Source organism: Mycobacterium sp. ABE4_509 (genome assembly GCF_056160785.1).
Map to the genome: position 1 here is coordinate 108,343 of NZ_JBSWXU010000001.1, position 20,283 is coordinate 128,625.

General features: G+C 70.2%; 22 protein-coding genes and 1 pseudogene. 10 read left to right on the forward strand and 13 right to left on the reverse strand.

Annotated features, from left to right (window positions below; all coding sequences use genetic code 11):
* Positions 1-28: 28 nt before the first annotated feature.
* Positions 29-529: a gluconokinase gene (locus tag ACXAID_RS00565; protein ID WP_475020221.1), complete on the reverse strand. Its 501-nt coding sequence runs from the start codon at positions 527-529 to the stop codon at positions 29-31.
* A 125-nt stretch (positions 530-654) separates the two neighbouring features.
* Here ACXAID_RS00565 and ACXAID_RS00570 point away from each other — a divergent pair, with 125 nt between their 5' ends.
* Positions 655-1,362 carry a FadR/GntR family transcriptional regulator gene (locus tag ACXAID_RS00570; protein ID WP_475020222.1) on the forward strand — a complete coding sequence of 236 codons (708 nt, stop codon included), beginning with the start codon at positions 655-657 and terminating at the stop codon, positions 1,360-1,362.
* A gap of 84 nt (positions 1,363-1,446) precedes the next feature.
* Here the strand turns inward: ACXAID_RS00570 and ACXAID_RS00575 are convergent, their stop codons facing one another.
* From ACXAID_RS00575 to ACXAID_RS00590, 4 genes are all read right to left on the reverse strand, one after another.
* Complete coding sequence (locus ACXAID_RS00575; RefSeq protein WP_475020223.1) at positions 1,447-2,676, reverse strand: osmoprotectant NAGGN system M42 family peptidase; 1,230 nt, start codon at positions 2,674-2,676, stop codon at positions 1,447-1,449.
* A gap of 274 nt (positions 2,677-2,950) precedes the next feature.
* A complete protein-coding gene (locus ACXAID_RS00580; protein ID WP_475020224.1) occupies positions 2,951-3,799 on the reverse strand; it encodes a nitroreductase family protein in 849 nt (282 codons plus the stop codon).
* Between the two features lie 63 nt (positions 3,800-3,862).
* The gene (locus ACXAID_RS00585; RefSeq protein WP_475020225.1) at positions 3,863-4,147 is read right to left on the reverse strand and encodes a putative quinol monooxygenase; all 285 of its coding nucleotides are present in this window, start codon (positions 4,145-4,147) and stop codon (positions 3,863-3,865) included.
* A gap of 85 nt (positions 4,148-4,232) precedes the next feature.
* Entirely contained in the window at positions 4,233-5,558 is a 1,326-nt protein-coding gene (locus tag ACXAID_RS00590; RefSeq protein WP_475020226.1) for an NAD(P)/FAD-dependent oxidoreductase, read from the reverse strand.
* Positions 5,559-5,701: 143 nt separating this feature from the next.
* Between ACXAID_RS00590 and ACXAID_RS00595 the strand changes: the two genes are divergently transcribed.
* Positions 5,702-6,247 carry a class I SAM-dependent methyltransferase gene (locus tag ACXAID_RS00595; RefSeq protein WP_475020227.1) on the forward strand — a complete coding sequence of 182 codons (546 nt, stop codon included), beginning with the start codon at positions 5,702-5,704 and terminating at the stop codon, positions 6,245-6,247.
* On the opposite strand, the gene ACXAID_RS00600 is transcribed toward ACXAID_RS00595, so the two are convergent.
* On the reverse strand, positions 6,230-6,631 hold the full coding sequence (locus ACXAID_RS00600; RefSeq protein ID WP_421459152.1) for a DUF4267 domain-containing protein: 402 nt from the start codon (positions 6,629-6,631) through the stop codon (positions 6,230-6,232). The genes ACXAID_RS00595 and ACXAID_RS00600 overlap by 18 nt on opposite strands.
* Positions 6,632-6,673: 42 nt before the next feature.
* A pseudogene (locus ACXAID_RS00605) lies at positions 6,674-7,001 on the reverse strand (SpoIIAA family protein).
* Positions 7,002-7,119: 118 nt separating this feature from the next.
* Between ACXAID_RS00605 and ACXAID_RS00610 the strand changes: the two are divergent.
* Positions 7,120-8,673 (forward strand): class I adenylate-forming enzyme family protein, encoded by a 1,554-nt coding sequence (locus ACXAID_RS00610; RefSeq protein WP_421459157.1) that lies wholly within the window; start codon positions 7,120-7,122, stop codon positions 8,671-8,673.
* On the opposite strand, the gene ACXAID_RS00615 is transcribed toward ACXAID_RS00610, so the two are convergent.
* On the reverse strand, positions 8,653-9,543 hold the full coding sequence (locus ACXAID_RS00615; protein ID WP_475020228.1) for a TIGR03854 family LLM class F420-dependent oxidoreductase: 891 nt from the start codon (positions 9,541-9,543) through the stop codon (positions 8,653-8,655). The two genes, ACXAID_RS00610 and ACXAID_RS00615, sit on opposite strands and share 21 nt — an antisense overlap.
* Positions 9,544-9,611: 68 nt before the next feature.
* Between ACXAID_RS00615 and ACXAID_RS00620 the strand changes: the two genes are divergently transcribed.
* On the forward strand, positions 9,612-10,364 hold the full coding sequence (locus ACXAID_RS00620; RefSeq protein WP_475020229.1) for an alpha/beta hydrolase family protein: 753 nt from the start codon (positions 9,612-9,614) through the stop codon (positions 10,362-10,364).
* A 14-nt stretch (positions 10,365-10,378) separates the two neighbouring features.
* The gene (locus ACXAID_RS00625; protein WP_475020230.1) at positions 10,379-10,813 is read left to right on the forward strand and encodes an MOSC domain-containing protein; all 435 of its coding nucleotides are present in this window, start codon (positions 10,379-10,381) and stop codon (positions 10,811-10,813) included.
* Between the two features lie 27 nt (positions 10,814-10,840).
* On the opposite strand, the gene ACXAID_RS00630 is transcribed toward ACXAID_RS00625, so the two are convergent.
* Positions 10,841-11,365: a hypothetical protein gene (locus ACXAID_RS00630; RefSeq protein WP_475020231.1), complete on the reverse strand. Its 525-nt coding sequence runs from the start codon at positions 11,363-11,365 to the stop codon at positions 10,841-10,843.
* A gap of 154 nt (positions 11,366-11,519) precedes the next feature.
* On the opposite strand from ACXAID_RS00630, the gene ACXAID_RS00635 reads away from it, so the two are divergent.
* Positions 11,520-12,104, forward strand: coding sequence for a YdcF family protein (locus tag ACXAID_RS00635; protein ID WP_475020252.1), 585 nt, complete (start codon positions 11,520-11,522; stop codon positions 12,102-12,104).
* 18 nt (positions 12,105-12,122) lie between these two features.
* A complete protein-coding gene (locus ACXAID_RS00640) occupies positions 12,123-12,830 on the forward strand; it encodes a lysostaphin resistance A-like protein (protein ID WP_475020232.1) in 708 nt (235 codons plus the stop codon).
* A 3-nt stretch (positions 12,831-12,833) separates the two neighbouring features.
* Here ACXAID_RS00640 and ACXAID_RS00645 read toward each other — a convergent pair whose 3' ends face one another.
* The 4 genes from ACXAID_RS00645 to ACXAID_RS00660 all read right to left on the reverse strand — a co-directional run bounded on the left by ACXAID_RS00645 (position 12,834) and on the right by ACXAID_RS00660 (position 16,820).
* The gene (locus ACXAID_RS00645; protein ID WP_475020233.1) at positions 12,834-14,660 is read right to left on the reverse strand and encodes a fatty acyl-AMP ligase; all 1,827 of its coding nucleotides are present in this window, start codon (positions 14,658-14,660) and stop codon (positions 12,834-12,836) included.
* A 79-nt stretch (positions 14,661-14,739) separates the two neighbouring features.
* Complete coding sequence (ripD, locus tag ACXAID_RS00650) at positions 14,740-15,366, reverse strand: NlpC/P60 family peptidoglycan-binding protein RipD (RefSeq protein ID WP_475020234.1); 627 nt, start codon at positions 15,364-15,366, stop codon at positions 14,740-14,742.
* A 196-nt stretch (positions 15,367-15,562) separates the two neighbouring features.
* Entirely contained in the window at positions 15,563-16,060 is a 498-nt protein-coding gene (tpx, locus tag ACXAID_RS00655) for a thiol peroxidase (protein WP_475020235.1), read from the reverse strand.
* 61 nt (positions 16,061-16,121) lie between these two features.
* The gene (locus tag ACXAID_RS00660; RefSeq protein ID WP_475020236.1) at positions 16,122-16,820 is read right to left on the reverse strand and encodes a DUF899 family protein; all 699 of its coding nucleotides are present in this window, start codon (positions 16,818-16,820) and stop codon (positions 16,122-16,124) included.
* An 87-nt stretch (positions 16,821-16,907) separates the two neighbouring features.
* Between ACXAID_RS00660 and tenA the strand changes: the two genes are divergently transcribed.
* From tenA to ACXAID_RS00675, 3 genes are all read left to right on the forward strand, one after another.
* On the forward strand, positions 16,908-17,612 hold the full coding sequence (gene tenA / locus ACXAID_RS00665; RefSeq protein WP_475020237.1) for a thiaminase II: 705 nt from the start codon (positions 16,908-16,910) through the stop codon (positions 17,610-17,612).
* A gap of 127 nt (positions 17,613-17,739) precedes the next feature.
* Positions 17,740-19,020, forward strand: a complete 1,281-nt coding sequence (locus tag ACXAID_RS00670; protein ID WP_475020238.1) for a GTP cyclohydrolase II — start codon at positions 17,740-17,742, stop codon at positions 19,018-19,020.
* On the forward strand, positions 19,017-20,279 hold the full coding sequence (locus ACXAID_RS00675; RefSeq protein ID WP_475020239.1) for a URC4/urg3 family protein: 1,263 nt from the start codon (positions 19,017-19,019) through the stop codon (positions 20,277-20,279). Before ACXAID_RS00670 ends, ACXAID_RS00675 begins: the two co-directional genes overlap by 4 nt.
* Positions 20,280-20,283: the final 4 nt, after the last annotated feature.

Consider the following 20,283-nt stretch of genomic DNA (forward strand, 5'->3'; position numbering starts at 1 on the left):
CGTGTGCTGGTTTCGCACCACCCGGCGCTCAGGGGACCGGCTGATCGGTCGCTGCGAGGTAGTTGTCGATGATGCCGTCGATGTTCTGGTCGACGTCGATGGTCACTCCGCGCTCCTCGGTTCCCAGGTCCTCGAGGGTGTCGAACTGCGATGCGAGCAGCGAAGGCGGCATGAAATGGCCTGGCCGGCTGGCCTGGCGCTTCCCGATCACTTCCGGTGAGCCGAACAGGTGCAGGAACTCGATCTCGCCGCAGTGTCGCCGGAGCTGGTCGCGGTACTTGCGTTTGAGTGCCGAGCAGCTCATCACCCCGCCGCCGGGATGGGCGGCCAACCACTCCCCGATCGCCTCCAGCCAGGGGTAGCGGTCGTCGTCGTTGAGGGGCTCGCCTTCGCTCATCTTGGCCACGTTGCGTGGCGGGTGGAAGTCGTCGGCGTCTGCGAAGGGGACGCGCAGCCGCTGGGCCAGCGCTGCCCCCACCGTCGACTTCCCGGAACCCGAAACACCCATGACGACGATCGGTGACGACATGTACTCCACCTACCCGGTTGTGGTCCGCATCACGCGCTTGGCTCAATAGTCATATCAAATGGATACTATTACCGCAAATAGGCTGTTTTTAACCTGCAAACTCGAACCTATGACAGGATCTGTGCATGTCCGATCAGCCCGCCGCCGGTGCCCTGCACGGCAGTTTGCTGGCCGCGCTGGGCACCGCGATCGTCTCGGGTGAGTACCCACCCGGCCAGGTGCTCACCCTCGACGGGGTGAGTACGCGTCACCGGGTTTCGCGCAGCGTCGCGCGCGAGGCGATCCGGGTGCTGGAATCGATGGGCATGGTCGAGTCGCGACGCCGGGTGGGCATCACCGTCCTCGGCGCCGACCGCTGGAACGTCTTCGATCCGAGGCTGATTCGCTGGCGGCTGGAGGCAGGTGACCGGGTCGCCCTGCTGGACTCCCTCTCAGAGCTGCGGCGCGGATTCGAGCCGGCGGCGGCGGCGCTGGCCGCCCGGCGCGCCGACCCGCAGCAGTGCCGGATCATGGCCGCCGCGGCCTCCGACATGGTCATGCATGGACGCTCCGGCGACCTCGAGGCATACCTGTCGGCGGACAGGACTTTTCACCAGACCTTGCTCGAAGCCAGCGGCAACGAGATGTTTCGCGCCTTGAACGGCGTCGTCGCCGAGCTGCTCGCCGGCCGCACCCACCACGGCATGATGCCGGTAGCCCCGAATCCGGCTGCGATCGCGCTGCATGACGACGTCGCCCGTGCGATCAGACTGGGTGACGAAGTGGCCGCCGAGCAGGCGATGATCGCGATCATCGACGAAGCGGCCGGCGCGGTCGCCGACGAGTTCTCCTAGTCTCTCCCCGGTCTCTCCCCGGTCTCTTCCAGTCTTCTCCCAGTCTTCTCCCAGTCTTCTCCCAGTTCTCCCGGTCCCGCCCGCTCAGCGCGACGGTGCCGCCGGCCAGACGCCACCGGCGGCGGCCGGCCCCGCCGGGGCCTCGCCGCCGCGGGACAGCGGCACCCACTGTTCGCTTGGTGCCGGCTGCTTCGACGACGGGAAGTCGCTCAGCCGACCCGACGGGTTGGCGTCCCATTCGCCGAAGGTCAGCGGCGTCTGCACCCAGGCGTGCAACAACTGGTAGGTGGCCTCCAGCGAGTCCAGATGGGTGCGCTCCCATCCGTGGCTGCCGTCGACGCCCGGCCCGACCAGCGCCGCGCGGGTGCTCGCACCCGCTTCGATCGCCGCGGCGGCGTCGGAGCGGTAGAACCGGAACACATCCCGGACGAACCGGATGCCGCGCTCCTCGGCGAGCCGGCACAACCTGCGGGACAGGTGGTAGTCGTACGGGCCGTGCAGATCGGCCATCAACACCGTCACACCGTCTTCGATCGACTGCAATCCCGGCGCACAGACCGCGTTGTCGACGGTGATCATCTCCGCGATACCGGCGGGCAGCCCGGTGCTGGCTCCGTAGCCGACCTCCTCGGCGATGGTGATCATGATCGCGGTGCGGTGTGGCAGCGTCACCTTGTTCTCCGCGACATGCTTGGCCAGGGTGAGTGCGACCGCCACCCCGGCCTGGTCGTCGAGATGACGGGACACCACGAACCCGTCGTGGGTGAGCTCGGGGCCGGCCGCCAGCGCCACGAAGTCGCCCACCTTGATGCCCAGACGGCTCAGGTCCTCCCGGGAGGACACCCTGCGGTCGACCCGGACCTCGATGTGGTCCCAATCGGTGGGCTGGGTGTCCACCGCATCGCCGAAGGCATGTCCACTTGCCTTGAGCGGCAGGATGGTTCCGGTGATGAACTCATCGGAGTCGTCGCAGAAGATCCGCACCCGGGCGCCGGCGGCGAACCGTGCGGAGAACGTCCCGACCGAGATCAGCTCCAGGCGGCCGTTGTCCTTGAGGCCGCTGACCATCGCTCCGATGGTGTCGGCGTGCACCACGATCGCCCGGTCGGTGGTCGCCGACTCGCCGGGAAGTTCGGCGATCAACGCACCGCGCCGGGTCAGCGAGAACCCCACGCCCAGATCATCGAGTATCTCGCCGATCAGCTGCATGACCGCGTCGGTCCGACCCGTGGGGCTGGGGGTCTGCAGCAGCGCAAGCAGAGTGTCGATCATCCACGAACGCTCGGCTGCTGACATCGCATCTGGCTGTGTCAAGGTGTCTCCTCAGGTCGGTCGGGAGTCCCCTCCAGGCAACCTCGGTTCCGCACGGACCGAGGAGAAACCTATGCGGCGCCGGGTATTGCGTGTTCCGGGAGAAGGGACGCGAACTGTACTGGCCGCTCCGGTGCGGTCCGCACCATCGGACCGCGGGTGTTCCCGGGCCGGCCGGACACCCCCGTCGAGCGGGCGGCGTCCTGGTTGCGGTACCGCACGGGGGCACCATAACCGACGGGCCGACTCGCGTTGGGCGAAACGGTGTCCGCCGGATCTAGTCGTGCTCCCAGGTCGTCGTCTCCGCCGCGGAGCGACGATCGGTAGCCGCCGGATCATCGGCACCGGGCCGGGCCTGGCCGATACGGACGAGAACCTGGGGGTGGGCCTGCCCGTCGAACACTTCGCAGGCCAGCGCCAGCCGGGCGCGGGCGTCGTGCAGCGGCTCGGTCACCGTGCAACTGGACAGCCCCATCGCGGTCGCCGACAACAGGATGTTGCTCAGCGCCTCGCCGGCCCGCATTCGGGCCGGTTCGTCGTCGCGGCCGGTGGCCAGCACGATCAGCACCGCGCCGTCGGACCGGGCCGGGTCGATGCCGGCGCCGGAATCGGCCGGGAAGAGCAGGTTCACCGCATCGTCTCGGCCGCGCGCCCATCGGATCCGGGGCACCACCCCGAATTCCACACCACGCCGTGCGGCGTGCACGCTCAACAGCTCGAGGGTCCCCGCGGGGAGCCGCGCGGCGCGGTAGTCGCCGCGGTCGGAGCGGCGGCGGCGCGCGGCAGCGGCCAGTTCGCCGTCGCCCTCGCTCGGGTGTCCCTCGATGATTTCGAGCAGTGCGAGATGACCGGTGTCGGCGGGCTCGGGGAACCGGCGCACCCGCGGGCCCCAGCCCGCGGCGGCGAGCGCGACCACGCAGTGATCCAGCACCGCGCCGCAACTCAACAGCACGTCACGCCTGGCGGCATCCGAGTGCGAGACCCCGCGGCGGAAATCGGCGTGCAGGTGAAGTCCCCGGCCGTCCACCCGCCACCGCCACGGCTGCGTGTTCTTCGGTGACGGCGCCCGGGCAGCCAGGTCCAGGGCAGACTCCAGCACCGCGCGGTCTGGGAAAGCGCCCGCCAAAGCCTCACCTCGTCACCCATGAGCAGCTGTGCGGACATCCACATTAACGGGGCCGGCGGCGGACTACACCGTCCTTGGCCCGGCCACGTCGTACTCGGCCACCACCGCGGTGAGCATCGCCCCGCGTTGCTCACCGGTGGGTCCGCCCTGGCGGAAGGCGGCAAGGGCAGCCGGGTCGAGCCATCGCTCGAAGACATTGACCCGCTCCGGGTCGACCAGATCGGCGCTGACGGCGAAGTCGAGGCAGGCCGGCGTCCGGCGGGCCCGCTCGACGACATCCGCGCAGCCGGCGAGATAGGCCTGCCGCCGTGCGGCTGCGACGGTGATGTGTCCTGCGACGATGAGCATGTCGGGGGTTTCCTTCCCGGGATGTGGCGAATCCGTGCACCGGTGCCGACTCCGCGCGGGCCCATTGCTCATCGCCGCGATGCGGTCAGCCGGTGTCGCTGCGCGACCACGTGTAGCGCCCCGCCGACCCGGTGTCGTCGCCCAGCATGAACGCGCGGTGAAAGCGGTTGGATCGGGCGATCGTGGCCAGCCAGGTGGCCACGGTGCTGACCCGGTTGCTCAGCCCGGTGAGCACGGCGATGTGGATCAGCCCCCAGGCCAGCCAGCCCAGGAAGCCGGCCAGCTTGAGCGGGCCGACCTGGAGCAGCGCGTTGCCGCGGCTGATGTAGGCGGCCGATCCGAGATCGCGGTAGCGGTAGGGGCGGCGCCCTTGGCCTGCCAGGTCGGCCCGGACGCACGCGGCCACGTGTAGGCCACCCTGCATGGCGTTCTCGGCCACCCCGGGCAGCCCGTCGCGGCCCGCCAGGTCGCCGATCACGAACACCTCGGGATGTCCCGGCACCGACAGATCGGTGTCCACGGCGATGCGCCCGCTGCGATCGGACTCGGCCCCGAGCGCCCCGGCGGCGTGCCGCGCGAACGGGACGGCCTCCACCCCGGCCGTCCACAGCACAGTGCGGGCCGAGTACTTCTGCGCTGAACCCCCCGCCTTCGGCGTGACGCAGACTCCGTCCGGACCGACATCGGTGACGTGCACACCCAGGTGCAGCTCGACGCCGAGCTTGCACAGGGTCTCGGCAGCCTTCGCCGACAGCTTGGGCGCGAAGCTCTTGAGCACCCGGTCCCCGCCGTCGAAGAGCAGCACCCTGGCCTCCTCGGGAGCGATGCTGTGGAACTCGTTGGCCAGCGTCCGGGTGGCCATCTCGCGGATCTGGCCGGCCAACTCGACGCCGGTGGGGCCGGCCCCGGTCACCGCGAACGTCAACCAGGAATCGCGGTCCGGCCCCGGCGGCAGCGTCTCGGCGATCTCGAAGGCACTGTAGAGGCGCTGCCGGATACACAGCGCGTCGTCGAGGGTCTTCATCCCGGGTGCCCACTGTGCGAAATGCTCGTTGCCGAAGTACGACTGCTGCATCCCGGCGGCCAGCACCAGCACGTCGTAGTCCAGCGTGAAGGTGGTGTCGTCCGGCCGGCGCGCGGTCAGCTGCCGCGCCGCGGGATCCAGCGCCACCGCCTCCCCGAGCAGCGGGGTGATATTGCACTGACCGGAAAATTGTTCACGCAGTGGCCGGCTGATGTGACCGATGCTGAGCATCCCGGTGGCGCACTGGTAGAGCAGCGGCTGGAAAAGATGCCCGGCCGTCTTGTCCAGCAGGGTCACGTCCACCTCGACGCCCTTGAGTCTGCGCGCGCAGAACAGACCGCCGAACCCGCCTCCGACGATCAGTACCTTCATCCGCTCGTGGCTCATCACACGAGGCTAGCGGGCCGGGGCGACGCGCCCCGGCCCCGGCGGACGATCAGTAGGCCGGAATAAGACGCAGAACTCTGGTCGACTTCACGATCACACGCTGCACGCGCAGGCCGTACGCGTACCGCCCCTAGAGTGAGGCCGTGTCCGACGACGATCGTCTTCGCTGGGACCGCCGCCATGCCGGTCAGGATCCGGTCGAGCTGGACGAGGTCGCGCTGCCCGCGGTCTTTCGCCCCTACGCGACCGAATTCCCCGTCGCGGGCCGGGCGCTGGAGCTCGCCTGCGGTCGCGGTGCGGCCGCGGCGTGGCTGGCCCTGCGCGGCATGGACGTTCGCGGTGTCGACATCTCCCCCGCCGCGGTCGAAGCCGCGCGAGGGCTCGCCCGGCGCTGCCGGATCGCCGAACGTTGCCATTTCGACATCGTCGATCTCGACGACGGACTTCCGCCCGGGAAACCGGTGGACGTGCTGCTCTGCAACAAGTTTCGCGACCAGCGACTCGATCACCCGGTTCTCGAACGACTGGCGCCGGGCGGTCTGCTGGCCCTCAGCGCGTTGAGCGAGGTCGGAGCCGGGCCCGGGCCGTTCCGGGTTCGCCCGGGCGAACTCACCGACGCATTCGCCGTACTCGACGTCATCGCCAGCGGTGAAGCCGACGGGCAGGCCTGGCTACTCGCCCGCCGTTGACTCCGCGGCAGCCGGGCCCGGGCGGCGCGTCGCACCCCACAGCCCCACCCCGATACCGGCGACCGCGCCACCGAGGCCGATGAGCTTCTGCGAGGTCCTCAGCTGGTCGTGCACGCTGTAGCCGCCCAGCAGATCAGCCGCGTCGGCGCCGCCGGAGGCCAGGAACCAGCCTCGGGTGTTGCGGCCCCGCAGCGCGGCGGAAACCAGCATCGCCCCGATCAGCGCGTCGCGATAGCCCATCGACCGCAGCAGCAGACGCGCGGTCGGCGGCGGATCGTCGGGGTCGCCCCACCACCGGTTGGCCCGTAGCGGATCAACCAGAAACGAGACCCCCGACGCCAGACGAATCCCACCCGCTGCCAACGCTGCACCGTCCACGGCCATGCCGGCACCCTACGCCAGGGGCACCGGAGGTGACCGCCGAATTCAGCCGGCGGCCCAGGTCTTGGCCTGCTCGAGCTCGTCGATCCGGAACAGCGCGAGCTCGCCGGGCACCATCGGAGGCAAAAGCGTGCAACGCGTGGGAAACCCACTCCTTGTCCGACACCACCGCGACGCGGCGGAACTGCGAGTGGTGTCCGACCAGTGCGCCCAGCCCCATCTTCAGGTCCTCGACCAGACCGCCGGGACCGAAACCCTCGTAGTCGTCGGCAACGATCTCGACGAGCCGGATCTCGCCGGATCCCACGAGCTCGGCCACGGACACCCGGATGCCGCGCACACCTGCCGGCATGTTGCCCACGACCTCGATCATCGCTGACCTCCTCGCCGGGTCGAGTGTGACACGGGCGAAGGCGCGTTTCGGCGGTTCGGCGAGGAACCTCGTCCCCCCGATCCGACCCGGCCGGCGCCGCATTGGGGAAGATCGACGGGTGCACCCCACACCGTTGACGGTTCCCGCCCTGCTGACCCGCGCCGTGCGCGACTTCGGCGAGCACACCTACCTGGTGACTCCGACCGATCGTCTGAGCTACCGCGACGCCGAACGGCGCTCGGCGCTGGTGGCCCGCTGGCTGCTGGCCCGCGGTGTCGGGAAAGGCACCCGAGTCGGGCTCTTCTTCGCCAACGGACCCGAGTGGGTGATCTGGTGGCTCGCCGTGTCGCGGATCGGTGCGCTGGCGGTGCCGTTGAGCACGATGTACCGGCCCGCCGAAATCGCCAAGGTCGCCCGGCTGGCCGACATCGGGCTCCTGGCCGCCCCGCCGACCGTGCTGGACATCGACGTCCCCGAACGGCTCGAGGAGGCCTTCGGCGAGCTGGCCGGCCAACCGGCAGGACAGCTGGCGATGCGTGCGGCGCCGTTCCTGCGCTCCGTCGTCCTCACCGGGCAGACCCCCGCCGGCTGGGCGACGCGCTATCACGACGATGCCCCTGAGCTGGTCCCGGCGGGGCTGCTCGAGGCGGCCGAAGCCGAGGTCACCGCCGCCGACCTGGCGATCATGGTGCACACCTCGGGCTCGACCGCCGACCCCAAGGGTGTGATCCACACCCACGGCACGCTGGTCCGCCAGACCTCGACGTGGCCGGCGGCGATCCGGGCCATCAGCAAGTCCCCGGAGCCGCCGGTCATCCTGAGCGCGATGCCGTTCTTCTGGATCGGCGGGGTGCTGGCCGTCACCGGAGCGCTGCACGAACCGGTGACGTTGCTGGTCATGGCGAAACTCGAGGCCGGAACCGCGCTGGATCTCGTCGAAGCCGAGCACGCCACCGGCATCGTCGGCTGGCCTGCGTTCACCCAGCGGATCCGTGCGCATCCCAGCTTCGCCGAGCGGGACCTGTCCTCGGCGCCGATGCTGCGCGACGGCCCGCTCGACATCGCGATGACCGATGTCCCCGACGGGTTTCCGGTCCACCGCACGATGTCGGAGACGGCGGGTGGCTTCGCCTACACCGATCTGGCCGTCGTCGACGACGCCGGGGCCGCGGTGCCCGACGGGGTCGTCGGCGAACTGCTCGTCCGCGGTGTCGGCGTGATGGCCGGATACAACAAGAAGGAGCGCGCCGAGACTTTCGATTCCGACGGCTGGTACCACACCGGTGACCGGGTCTACCGCCGGTCCGGTGACCCCCGGCTGTTCTACGTCGGGCGCAGCACCGAACTCATCAAGACCTCGGGGGCGAACGTCTCGCCGTTGGAAGTCGAGGCGGTGATCGAGGGATTCGACGACATCGCCCAGTGTGTGGTGGTCGGTGTCGAGCACCCCGAGCGCGGCGAGGAAGTGTGTGCGGTCCTCGTCGCGGCCGGCGCCGGGCACGTCGATGTGGAGTCGGTGGCCCGCCGGGCCCGCGAGGCCCTGTCGTCCTACAAGGTTCCGACCCGGTGGATCACCGCCTCCGGCGCGCAGATCCCCACCCTGCCCAGCGGGAAGTTGAACCGGAAGGCGTTGCGCGACTGGGTGGTCGACTCAGTTCTGCCGGGTCAGTAACTCGCGTGTGAACGTCGCGATGAAGCGCTCGGTGTCGGTGGGCCCGGCCGGGCGGATGACGAACTTCGTCAACCCTGCGGCGAGGTAGCCGTCGAGCTGTGCGTGCAGAGCCGGCCAGTCGGCGGCGACCAGCGCGGTGGGGTCGACATCGGGCCGCCGGCGGCGGATCGCGGCGACGACCGCATCGGGCAGGGTGCCGTCGCCGACGGCGAGGTTGATGCCGTAGTGGTCGGCGGGGATCCGCCGGCCGCGTTCGGCGGCTGCGGCGTCCATCCGCCCTCGCGCGTCGGCGGCCTCGTCCGGGGTGAGGAAACTGCCCAGCCACCCGTCACCGTGGGCGCCGACGCGCCGGTAACCGGCCGCCGACGAGCCGCCGAGCCAGATGTCCAACGGTGCGGCAGGTTTCGGGCGGATGTCGGCGTCGCGCACCGAGTAGTGGTCGCCGTGAAACGAGACCGGGCCTGGCGAGCCGGGATCCAGCACCGCGCGCATCAGGGTCAACGCCTCGTCGAACACCGCGCCGCGGCTGCCCCCGGGCACCGGGAACAGATCACGCTCGGCCGCCAGGGCCGAACGAAGGCCGAACACCGGAAGCACCCGCTTGGGCGCCAGCGCAGCCAGCGACGCGAGTTGCTTGGCCACCAGCACCGGATGGCGTCCCGGGAGCACCGCCACCGAGGTTCCCACCTTCAGATTCGTTGTGCGCGAGAGCGCATAGGCCATCCCGACGAACGGGTCCACCGCCGGTGAGTACACCAGCTCGGAGAACCACAACGAGTCCACCCCGGCCGATTCCAGGCGATCGACGATCGCCGGCAGTTCGGCCGGTGCGGTCTCGGGCCCCAGCCCGACTCCGAAACGAATCTTCACGACGGCTCCACCCTACGTGTCGCGGCATTGCCCGCTGCCCCGCGCCGGGGAATGACAGGATGGTGCACGTGGCAGAGCGCATCACGTTTCCCAGCAGCTCCGGACCGGCACTGGCCGGTCTGATCGACCAGCCCGAGGGTGAGCAGCGCGGGTGGGGTGTGTTCGTGCACGGATTCACCCTCGGCAAGGACAGCCCCGCCGCCAGCCGGATCTGCAAACAGCTGGCCAGCGAGGGCATCGGCATGCTGCGCTTCGACGCGCTGGGGCTGGGACAGTCCGCCGGCGACTGGGGCGACGGCTCGTTCTCACACAAGGTCGCCGACACGGTCCGGGCGGTGCAGTTCATGAACGAGTCCGGACGTGAGGTGCGCCTGCTGGTCGGCCACTCGTTCGGCGGCTCAGCGGTGCTCGCCGCCGCCCACGAATGCCCCACCGTCGCCGCCGTCGTCAGCGTCGGTGCCCCGTGCCAGCCGGCTCACATCGAGCACATCTACGACACCCTGGTCCACCGCATCGAATCCGAGGGTGAAGCGGAGTTCAAGATCGGCGGCAAGGAACTGACCCTGAAACGCCACTTCATCGAGGATGTGCGTGCCGCAGACCTGCGTGACCGCATCGAGACGCTGCGCCGCCCACTTCTGGTGATGCACTCGCCGACCGACAACACCGTCGGCATCGACAACGCCAGCCACATCTTCCAGACCGCCCGCCACCCACGCAGCTTCATCTCCCTGGAGGGTGCCGACCACCTGCTCACCGGCAAGAATCAGGCGGCGCGCGCGGCACGCATCATCAGCGCCTGGGTCGACCCGTACCTGTGACAGCGACGCCGACGATGCGCGTCTGGGCCATCCACATCGCACCGGGACGCCGGATCCCGATGCGTGAGGTCGACTGTGTCGAAGCCGAAGCCGGCAGCGGGCTGATCGGCGACCGCTACCACGGCAGCAAGCACCGTCACGTCACCGTCCAGTCGCGCGAGATGCTCGACCACTCCGCGGCACAGCTGGGGCGGCCCATCGACGCGAGCCTGACCCGGCGCAACGTCACGGTCGACAGCGGTGAGATCCCGACCAGGCCCGGAACCCGGTTGCGGATCGCCGACGTCGAGCTCGAGGTGGTCCGGGTGTCGGCTCCGTGCCGGCTGCTCGACGACGGCATCGGCCCCGGCGCCGCGGCGGCCCTGCACGCCCGTGCCGGTTCGGTCTGCCGCGTCGTGTCGTCGGGATCGATTCGGGTCGGCGACCAGGTGCTGATCGTCACCGACTGACAGCGACCGACACGGCCCGCCGCCGGCTCAGCTGCTTTCGCCACCCACCTCGGCGGGCAGCGGCGGTGGCAGCGGAGTCGTGGGCGTCGCGGTCGGTGTCGCGGCCGCGGCCGGGCTCTGGCCCGGTCCCGTCGTGGTGGCCTGCGCACCGCCGGAATGGAAGTCGAGCATCCGCTCGCTGCGGATCACCCGCTGGCCCGACCTGATCACCAGCGCGCTGGAGCTCACCTCGTACTCGATCCCGTCGTTGTGCGCGGTGAACGTTCCGTCCGTCGAACGCTCGGCAGTCAGGATCAGCCTGGCCCCGTCGCGAACCCGGACCCCCCGGTACTGGTAGTCGCCGTCCGCATCGCGGCAGATCGCCACCCGCGAGGTGCCGGTGCTGCCGAAGACCACGACCGTGGCCGGCGGAGCGCAACTGGCGGTCGAGTCGACGTAACCCTGGCTGTCGGCCGCCGGTGCGGCGTGCGCCGGTGCCGCGGCGATCACGGGCAGCGACAGCCAGGCGGCGGCGAAGGCCACCGGGCCGGCGGGCAGACGGTGTGCGGACATCACCACCACCACAACACGTCCCGGCGGTTCGCGCGCACAGCGCAGCGGGATGGGGCTGCATCGTTGGCACTTCGAGACCCGAACGTGACCGACGATGAGTTCCCTTGTAATGACTCCGACCACCGCGGCGATGAAGGTATCGATGAACCGACTGATGCGCGCCGGCCGAAGCCGCGCGGTGATCGCCGCCCTGGTGCTGTGCGCTGCGGTTGTGCTCGAGGGTTTCTCGGCGGGCCACGCTCAGGCGCAGCCACAGCTCCAGCAGTCCAAAGACTTCTCGAAACCGGCGGTGGTCATCCTGGGCTACGGCCTCAACGACAACGGCACCATGCGCACCATCCTGCGCAGGCGGGTTCTGGTCGGACTGACGGTGGCGCAGTTCTTCCCGCAGTCTCCGATCATCGTGACCGGCGGGAACCCCCGCAGCGGGAACACCGAGGCCGGGCAGATGCGAAAGATGCTGCGCCTGCTCGGCTTCCCCGATGAGCGGATCATCGTCGAAGACCGGGCCAACAGCACGGTGCAGAACGCGGCGTTCTCCGTGCCGCTGGCCGAAGAGGCCGGGACCAGCGGGATCATCCTGGTGACCTCCTCGACCCACCAGGACCGCGCCGACGGCAACTTCGCCGACGCCGGGGCCAACATGCTCGCCACGGTCAGCTATCCCGACGGTGACCCGACGGTCAACGCAGTGCAGTTCGCCAGGGACGTCATCAGCCCGTTCATCGCGATCAGCTAGTGCATTAGCGTCACAGGAGTGGAACCACGACTCCGGACGCGGCAGCACCGCTGGGGACTGGGCGCGTTTCTGCTGGTCGAATCGGTCTACCTGCTGTCCGCGCTGGGAATTGCGTTGGCCGTGCTGCAGACCGGCCTGCACCCCGTCCTGACCGCATTGCTGGCCACGCTGGTGCCGACACTGCTGGCCGCCGCGATAGCGGTCGCGGTCACGGTGATCCGGGGCAACGGTCCCCGACTCGATCTGAGCCTGCAATGGTCCTGGCGCGCGGCGGGCCTGGGACTGCTGTTCGGCGGTGTCGGGCTGCTGATCACGATCCCGGCGGCCACCCTGTGGGTGTGGGCCGTCGGCGAGGACGCCAACTCCGCGGCCGGCGAGGTGTTCGGCGACATCCGGGGCGGATTGGTGTGGGCGGTGGCGGTGTTCGTGGCGGTGGTCCTCATCGCCCCGGTCTGCGAGGAGATCGTCTACCGCGGCCTGCTCTGGGGAGCCGTCGAGCAGCGCTGGGGGCGTTGGACGGCCCTGGTGGTCAGCACGGTGGTGTTCGCGGTCGCGCACATGGAATGGACACGGATCCCGCTGCTGCTGGTAGTGGCGATCCCGATCGGCTTGGCGCGGTTGTACGCCGCGAACCTGACGGCCGGCATCGTCGCCCACCAGGTGACCAACCTGCTGCCCGGGCTGGCGCTGATGTTCAGCGTCGCCAGCGCCGCGCCCACACCGTGAGGCTCAGCGAAACGCCCCCGCGGCGTACGCGGCGCGGCAGGCTCGCCGGGCCAGCTTCCCGCTGGTGGTGCGCGGAATGGACCCGGCGGGCACGATGCGGACGTCGGCGACCGGGAGCCCGTGCCGATCCAGCACCGCGGTGATCACCGCGTCGACGGCCGGTGCCGGATCGGCCCGCGCGGTGCCCGCAGCCCGCTCCGCGACGATCACGACCCGCTCGTGTTCGCCGACCGTGAACGCCGCCACATAGCCGCGGCGGATCAGCGGCGCCGCCGCGGCCGCGGTGGCCTCGACGTCCTGTGGGTAGTGGCTCCGTCCCCCGACGACGATCAGGTCGGCCATCCGTCCGGTGACGAACAGCTCGCCGTCCAGGAACGCCCCCAGATCGCCGGTGCGCAGCCAGGGGCCGTCGGTGCGCGATCGCGCACTGTGGCTGCCGGTCGGCAGCGGCCGGGCGAGGCGGGCGCCGAAGGTGCGCTCGCTGTCCTGCGGCCGGCCCCAGTAGCCGCGACCCACGTTGTCGCCCTGCAGCCAGAGTTCGCCGACCCGCCCGTCGGGCAGTTCGGCCGCGGTGGCCGGATCGACGACGACACAGGACAGGCTGCGGGCGATGTGTCCGCACGAAACCTGCGCGACGGCATGCTCGTCGCCGGCGGCGACCTCGACGGCCCGCCCCGTCGCAAGGTGCTCGCGGTCGAGGAAGACGACCCGAACCTCGGTGCCGGGATCGATGGTCGAGACGAACAGCGTGGCCTCGGCCAGGCCGTAGGACGGTTTGAACGCGGTGCGGGCCAGGCCGAACGGGGTGAACGCGGTGCGGAACGTCTCGATCGCGGAGATGCTGACCGGTTCGGAACCGATGATCATCTCGACGTTGCGCAGATCGATCTCCGCCCCGGCCGGGGGCACGCCACGCTGGGCCGCCCACTCGTAGGCGAAATTCGGTGCGGCCGTCACGACGCGGCCCTGGCTCGAGCCCTGTGACAACGCCTCGATCCAGCGCAGCGGGCGGCGGATGAACGCGGTGGGCGACATCAGCGTCGAGTGCCCGCCGTAGACGGCGGGAAAGCCGATCATCGACAGACCCATGTCGTGGTACAGCGGCAGCCAGCTCATGCCGTGGGTGTTCCGGTCGAGCAGATCGATCGACAGGATCATCTGCAGCAGGTTGGTTCCCACCGCGCGGTGGGTGATCTCGACCCCCACCGGCGGGCGGGTGGCGCCCCCGGTGTACTGCAGGTGTGAGACGTCATCGACGTCGATGACCGTGGGGCGGAACTCGTCGGCGGCCGAATCGGCGATGTCGTCGATCACGATCACCGCGGGCGGGTCGGGCACATCCATCGCATCCAGGAACGACCCGATGGCGGCCCGGGCCGACGACGTGGTCAGCACCGCATTGGGCCTGGCATCGCGCAGAGCGGTGTCCAGACGTTCGGCATGCCCCGGAAGCTCCGGCGCGAACAGCGGTACGGCGATGGTGCCGGCGTTGAGCGCGGCGAAGAAACCGGCGATGTAGTCCAGCCCCTGGGGGGCCAGGATCGCCACTCGGTCACCGCGCTCGGCGACGCGCTGGATGCGGGAGCCGATCGCGCGCATCCGAACCCCAAGCTGCTGCCAGGTGATCTCGGCCACCCGGGCCTCCGATGAGCCGGTGTGGTCGAGGAATCGGTAGGCCACCGTGTCGCCGACGTTGGCGATGTTGCGTTCGATCAGCGAGACCAGCGTGACGCCGGGCGGAAGTTCGATGCCACCGTCGGCGTCGAGACAGTCCTCGATCTGCAGCAGGCCCTCGCCGAGGATCATGTCTCGCTCCCGACCGCGCGCCATGACCGCAGTCTAGGCGGCCCGGTGCAGCTGCCGGCAGGGCATCCAAACCCGCTGTACAACAGTGGTTCTGGCCACCGACTCAGGCGATGATGCGGACCAGATAGGGGGCCATGTCGTTGGTGCGGACCTCTGAGACCGCGACGCCGTCGCTGGTGGTCTCGACCATCTGGCCGTTGCCGATGAACAACGCCACGCTCTGGGTGCCCTCGGGGCCGTAGAAGATCAGGTCGCCCGGCAGCGCCTGGGCCGGCGTCACCTGCTGCCCGACCTTGTACTGCGCACCAGACGAGCGGGGCAGCTTGACCCCCACACCGGCGTAGGCGTAGACCATCAGCCCCGATGCGTCGAAGCCGACTGCCTCGACCCGCGGGGCCGGTGTCGCCGCATCGGCGGTCGCGGTCGGCAGGTTCATCCCGGGCGCCGGGGAATTGGGCGCATCGTCGGGCTCGGTGAGACCGGACGACAGCCCCAGCGTCGCGGCGTCGGTTTCGGCCTCGTCCGGTTCCGGCGCGGCGACGGTCCCCTCGCTCGGGCCCGAGGCGCCCCCGCCGCCGTAGGCGAACGGCACTCCGCGCTGCGACATCGCCCGGGCGATGACGATCTCGACCGCCTTCTGGTTCGTCGCCGACCGGGTGTCGGCCATCGCCAGACCCGAGGTCGCCATCAGCATGGCCAGGCCCATCACGAGCGCACATACGCGTCGCATCGCACTCCACCGCTTTCCGGGTCCGGCACCGTGGCGGCGCCGGACCCCATCAATTAACAACTGTCACTATGACCACTTCTACACCACGCGCGACCGTGGTTTTTCGTTGTCGCAGGACAGCGAATCGATGCGATGCAGGACTGGAACCGAACGGTGATCTGTGTCCGTACCGGGCCCAGTAGGGTTCGCCGGGCGGTCAGCCGCCCAACGCGGCGAGCGCGGCGTCGTAGTCGGGCTCCTGGCCGATCTCGGGTACCAGCTCGGTGTAGGCGACCTTGCCGTCGGCTCCGACCACGACCACCGCGCGGGCGAGCAGACCGGCCATCGGGCCATCGGCGATCGTGATGCCGAAGTCGTCACCGAAAGCGTCCCGGAACGCCGAGGCGGTGGTCACGTTCTCGATGCCCTCGGCCCCGCAGAACCGCTTCTGGGCGAACGGCAGGTCCTTGGACACGCACAGCACCGACACTCCGGCGGCCGCCGCGCGCTCGTTGAAGGTGCGCACGCTGGCCGCGCAGACCGGGGTGTCGATCGACGGGAAGATGTTCAGCAGCACAGGCTTGCCGCTGAACTGCTCAGCGCTCACCGTTCCGAGATCGGTGCCGGTCAGGGTGAAACCGGGCGCCGGCGAGCCGACCGCGGGCAGTTCACCGACGGTGTTGATCGGGTTTCCACGCAACGTTATCTGTGCCATGGCCACAGTCTGCCAAGAGCGGTGGGTGACGTCGCGGCCGGGTGCCCGGCCCCGGCCGGCGTCAGCCCCGCTCCGGCGGCCGCCCGTAGAACCGGGCCACATCCGGTGAGTCCAGCCAGCCCGAGTACGTCGGCCGCTGCGGCCAGCCGTCGGGAGAGTCCTGCCAGCTCTCCTGCCGCCCCCAGGGCAGCAGATCGATCAGGGCGAACGTGTGGCTGAGCGACTCGGTGCCCCGGCCGTTGGTGTGCCAGGTCCGATACACGGCGTCGCCGTCGCGCAGGAACACGTTGACGGCGAACCCGGTGCCGGCAGCGGCGTCCACGTCGGCGGCGAACGAGCTTTCCGACGACGAGTACCACTGCATCGTGTTGCCGACCTTCTCGCGGTAGGCCAGGGCCTCCCCGATCGGTCCCGCGGTCACGATCACGAACCGTGCGTCGTAGTTGGCGAGGAAGTCCAGCCGGGTGAACTGCGAGGTGAACCCCGTGCACCCGCCGCACTGCCACTCGGCGCCGTCGCTCCACATGTGGTTGTAGACGATCAGCTGCGAGCGTCCGCCGAAGACGTCGACCAGACGCACCGGACCGTCCGCCCCGACGAGCGTGTACTCCGGCATGCGCACCATGGGCATGCGACGACGTTGGGCGGCGATGCCGTCCAACTCGCGGGTGGCGGCCTTCTCCCGGGCACGCAGTGCCGCGAGCGCTGCCCGCCAGGTCTGGTCGTCGACGGCGGGCGGCAGGGCGGTCTTGTCGGTCATCGCTGGTCACCTTCGTTGCGGGATGGTCGGTTCTCGCAGGTATCGACCAGCCGGACCCGCGGGACTCATCGCTGAAAGGATGCAACCATGACCAGAAGCGTTGCCCCGCGCATCGGGCCGGCCCTGCCCGGGTCGTGGTCGATGCGGCTGTGGAGCCAGATCGAACCGACCTACGACGCGATCGTGGCCCACCCTTTCGTCACCGGTCTGATCGACGGCAGTCTCGACAGCGCGGCCTTCGCCCAATACGTCGCGCAGGACGTGCACTACCTGCGGGCTTACGCCCGGGCGCTGGGGATCGTCGGGGCCAAGGCGTCCTCGCTGGCCGACACCGCCATGTTCACCCGGCACGCCGCCGAGGTGTTCGACGTCGAACTGGAGCTGCACGGCGAGCTGCTGCCCGCGCTCGGGCTGTCCGCCGGCGCGGTCGACGCCTCTCCGGTCACCCCGACCACCCAGGCATACAACAGCTACCTGTTGGCCACCGCATACGGCGGGAGCTTCGCCGATGGACTGGCAGCGGTGCTGCCCTGCTATTGGATCTACGCCGAGGTCGGCGCCGAACTGGTCTCCCGCGGCTCGGCCGACACCCGCTACCAGCGCTGGATCGACAGCTACGGCGGCGACGAGTTCGCTGCGACGGTCACCGAGGTGCTCGCGCTGACCGACCGGGTCGGCCCCACGCTGACCGCAGACCAGGAGGCCGCCGCCCGAGCGCACTTCGCCGCCACCGCACGCTACGAATGGATGTTCTTCGACGCGGCGTACCGTCGAGAGGGTTGGCCGGTGTAGCCGGCGTCAGCACTGCTCGCGGGTACTGCCCGAGTCCGCGCAACCGGGCAGCGTGAGCGCCGACTGGCTATGCTGGCGGCTCTCCTCACGACGAGGAGTCGTTGCCGAGGAGAAGCGCACAGGTCCGATGTCCGAAGTCAGTCCGACGGTGAAGGTGCCGCCCGCAGCGAAGGCAGCCGGTGGGCACATCAGGCTGACCTCGCACAGCGCCGGCGCCCACGCCCCCGCACTGTCCTGGGGAGCCGCGACCGCCGCCGCCCGCGGACCGGTCGTGGGCACCACAGCCCGCAATCATCGCAACGTCATCGGCAGCCACAGCGGCGCCTACGGCATCTACCGGGCCCTGGCGGTGGCGGCCGGAGCACTTTCCCGCGAGCACCGCGCCGACCTCACCGATACGGCGCCGACCGACACGATCGGTCCGTACCGGCAGTGGAGCACCCCGGGCGCGATCGTCAGCCTCGACCCCTGGGGCGCCATGGTCGCCGACGCCTTCGCCGACGACCTCGCCGCCGGGATGGACATCCGGCCCACCATCGCGGTGACCAAGGCTCAGGTGATCCTGCCCGAGATCGCCGATGCGATCCGCGCCGGGCGTCTCACCCCGGACGGTCGTGTCCTGCTCGACACCGGCGCCGCTCAGGTGACCAAGGCCGCCATCGAACCCGTCTGGCACCTGCCCGGGGTGGCTCAGCGCTTCGGGTGCAGCGAAACCGATCTGCGCCGGGCCCTCTTCGAAGAGACCGGCGGGATGTACCCCGAGCTGGTGACGCGCTCGGACCTGGAGGTGTTCCTCCCGCCGATCGGCGGCCAGACCATCTACATCTTCGGCGCGGCAGGTGATCTCGCGAACCCCGCGGTCGAGCTGACCGCCCGGGTACACGACGAGTGCAACGGTTCGGACGTGTTCGGCTCCGACATCTGCACCTGCCGCCCGTATCTCACCCACGCCATCGAGGAATGCATCCGGGGTGCCCAGCGTGGTGGTGTCGGCCTTGTCGCCTACTCCCGAAAGGAAGGCCGGGCGCTGGGCGAGGTGACGAAGTTCCTGGTGTACAACGCCCGCAAGCGCCAGGCCGGCGGGGACACCGCAGACCAGTACTTCGCCCGCACCGAGTGCGTGGCCGGGGTGCAGGACATGCGGTTCCAGGAGCTGATGCCCGACGTGCTGCACTGGCTGGGCATCACCCGGATCCACCGCTTCGTGTCGATGAGCAACATGAAATACGACGCCATCACCGGATCGGGAATCGAAGTCGGAGAACGGGTTTCGATCCCCGACGAGTTGGTCCCCGCCGATGCCCGGGTCGAGATCGACGCGAAGATGGCCGCCGGGTACTACACCCCCGGCGCGGTCCCGGGGGCCGACGAGCTCAAGAAGACCAAGGGCCGGGGGCTCGGGTCATGACCCTCGGCGCCGCGGGCGCCGAACCGGCGGCGCGGCCCGCGCAGGACGACGCGGTGACGCTGCTGCGCACCACCGCCGCCGTGCGAAGCCGGGCGCTGCACTTGCTCGACCGCGCCCGCGCCGGCGAATCCCGTTGGTTCACCGTGCACGACGATGCACTCGGCGGTGCCGCCGACGAGGTCGCGGCGGTCACCAGGGCGCAATATCCCGACCTGGACGTTCCCTATCACAGCCGGTGGAACCACTTCGGGGCCGGCGGAATCGACCGGCGGGCCGAACTCGACCGCCTGCTCGCCGAGCGCGACCCAGCCGACCGCGGATGCGCCATGATCGACCTGGCCGTGGTCAGTGTGCTGCTCGATGCCGGTGCGGGCGCGCAGTGGGGTTTCACCGAGGACCGCGGTGCGGCCCGGACCCGGTTCAGCCGCTCCGAGGGCCTGGCGGTGGCGAGCTGGCACGGTTTCCTCGCCGGGCGATTCTCCAGCGCCGCCGGCGATCCGCTGCGGGTCGATGCCGCAGCCCTGAGCGCCCTGACCGAGCAGCAGCTGGGCGCGGTGTTCCAGGTCGGGCCCGGGAACCCGCTGGTGGGGCTTCAAGGGCGGGTCCAGCTGCTGCACCGCCTCGGCGACGTGCTGCGCGCCCACCCGCAGGTGTTCGGTCCCGACGGCAGGCCCGGCGGGCTGCTGAATACGCTCAGCAGCGCTGGCGGGCATGTCGGCGCTCACGACATCCTCGTCGAGCTGCTGACCTGGCTGTCATCGATCTGGTTGTCCGGCAACGTGATCGGAGAGCACTCCCTCGGTGACTGCTGGCGGCACGACGCGGTGCCCGGGCCCGGCCTGAGCGCCGGATGGATGCCGCTGCACAAGCTGTCCCAGTGGCTCACCTACTCGCTGATCGAGCCGTTCGAGGCCGGCGGCGTCACCGTCACCGGCGTCGATCAGCTGACCGGGCTGCCCGAATACCGCAACGGCGGGCTGCTCCTCGACAGCGGGGTGTTGCGGCTGCGCGACGAGGCCGATGCGCAGCGCAGCTGGACACCGGCCGACGATTTGGTCGTCGAATGGCGGGCGCTGACCGTGGCCCTGCTCGACGAGCTCGCGCCGCTGGTCTGCGGGCGGCTCGGCCTCGACTCCGAACAGACCCCGCTGGCCACCGTGCTGGAAGGTGGCACCTGGGCGGCCGGCCGGGCATCGGCGCAGCGACTACGGGACGGCCGACCGCCCCTGACCATCGTCAGCGACGGCACCGTCTTCTAGGGCG

Bases quoted from the DNA above. Each gene is read 5' to 3' on its own strand.
- ACXAID_RS00660 (WP_475020236.1), bottom strand. From the start codon at position 16,820: ATGACCGACAAGACCGCCCTGCCGCCCGCCGTCGACGACCAGACCTGG.
- ACXAID_RS00590 (WP_475020226.1), bottom strand. From the start codon at position 5,558: ATGAGCCACGAGCGGATGAAGGTACTGATCGTCGGAGGCGGGTTCGGC.
- ACXAID_RS00585 (WP_475020225.1), bottom strand. From the start codon at position 4,147: ATGCTCATCGTCGCAGGACACATCACCGTCGCAGCCGCACGGCGGCAG.
- ACXAID_RS00645 (WP_475020233.1), bottom strand. From the start codon at position 14,660: ATGGCGCGCGGTCGGGAGCGAGACATGATCCTCGGCGAGGGCCTGCTG.
- ACXAID_RS00675 (WP_475020239.1), top strand. From the start codon at position 19,017: ATGACCCTCGGCGCCGCGGGCGCCGAACCGGCGGCGCGGCCCGCGCAG.
- ACXAID_RS00570 (WP_475020222.1), top strand. From the start codon at position 655: ATGTCCGATCAGCCCGCCGCCGGTGCCCTGCACGGCAGTTTGCTGGCC.
- ripD (WP_475020234.1), bottom strand. From the start codon at position 15,366: ATGCGACGCGTATGTGCGCTCGTGATGGGCCTGGCCATGCTGATGGCG.
- ACXAID_RS00600 (WP_421459152.1), bottom strand. From the start codon at position 6,631: ATGGCCGTGGACGGTGCAGCGTTGGCAGCGGGTGGGATTCGTCTGGCG.
- ACXAID_RS00635 (WP_475020252.1), top strand. From the start codon at position 11,520: ATGCGCGCCGGCCGAAGCCGCGCGGTGATCGCCGCCCTGGTGCTGTGC.
- ACXAID_RS00670 (WP_475020238.1), top strand. From the start codon at position 17,740: ATGTCCGAAGTCAGTCCGACGGTGAAGGTGCCGCCCGCAGCGAAGGCA.
- tpx (WP_475020235.1), bottom strand. From the start codon at position 16,060: ATGGCACAGATAACGTTGCGTGGAAACCCGATCAACACCGTCGGTGAA.
- tenA (WP_475020237.1), top strand. From the start codon at position 16,908: ATGACCAGAAGCGTTGCCCCGCGCATCGGGCCGGCCCTGCCCGGGTCG.
- ACXAID_RS00630 (WP_475020231.1), bottom strand. From the start codon at position 11,365: ATGTCCGCACACCGTCTGCCCGCCGGCCCGGTGGCCTTCGCCGCCGCC.
- ACXAID_RS00565 (WP_475020221.1), bottom strand. From the start codon at position 529: ATGTCGTCACCGATCGTCGTCATGGGTGTTTCGGGTTCCGGGAAGTCG.
- ACXAID_RS00625 (WP_475020230.1), top strand. From the start codon at position 10,379: ATGCGCGTCTGGGCCATCCACATCGCACCGGGACGCCGGATCCCGATG.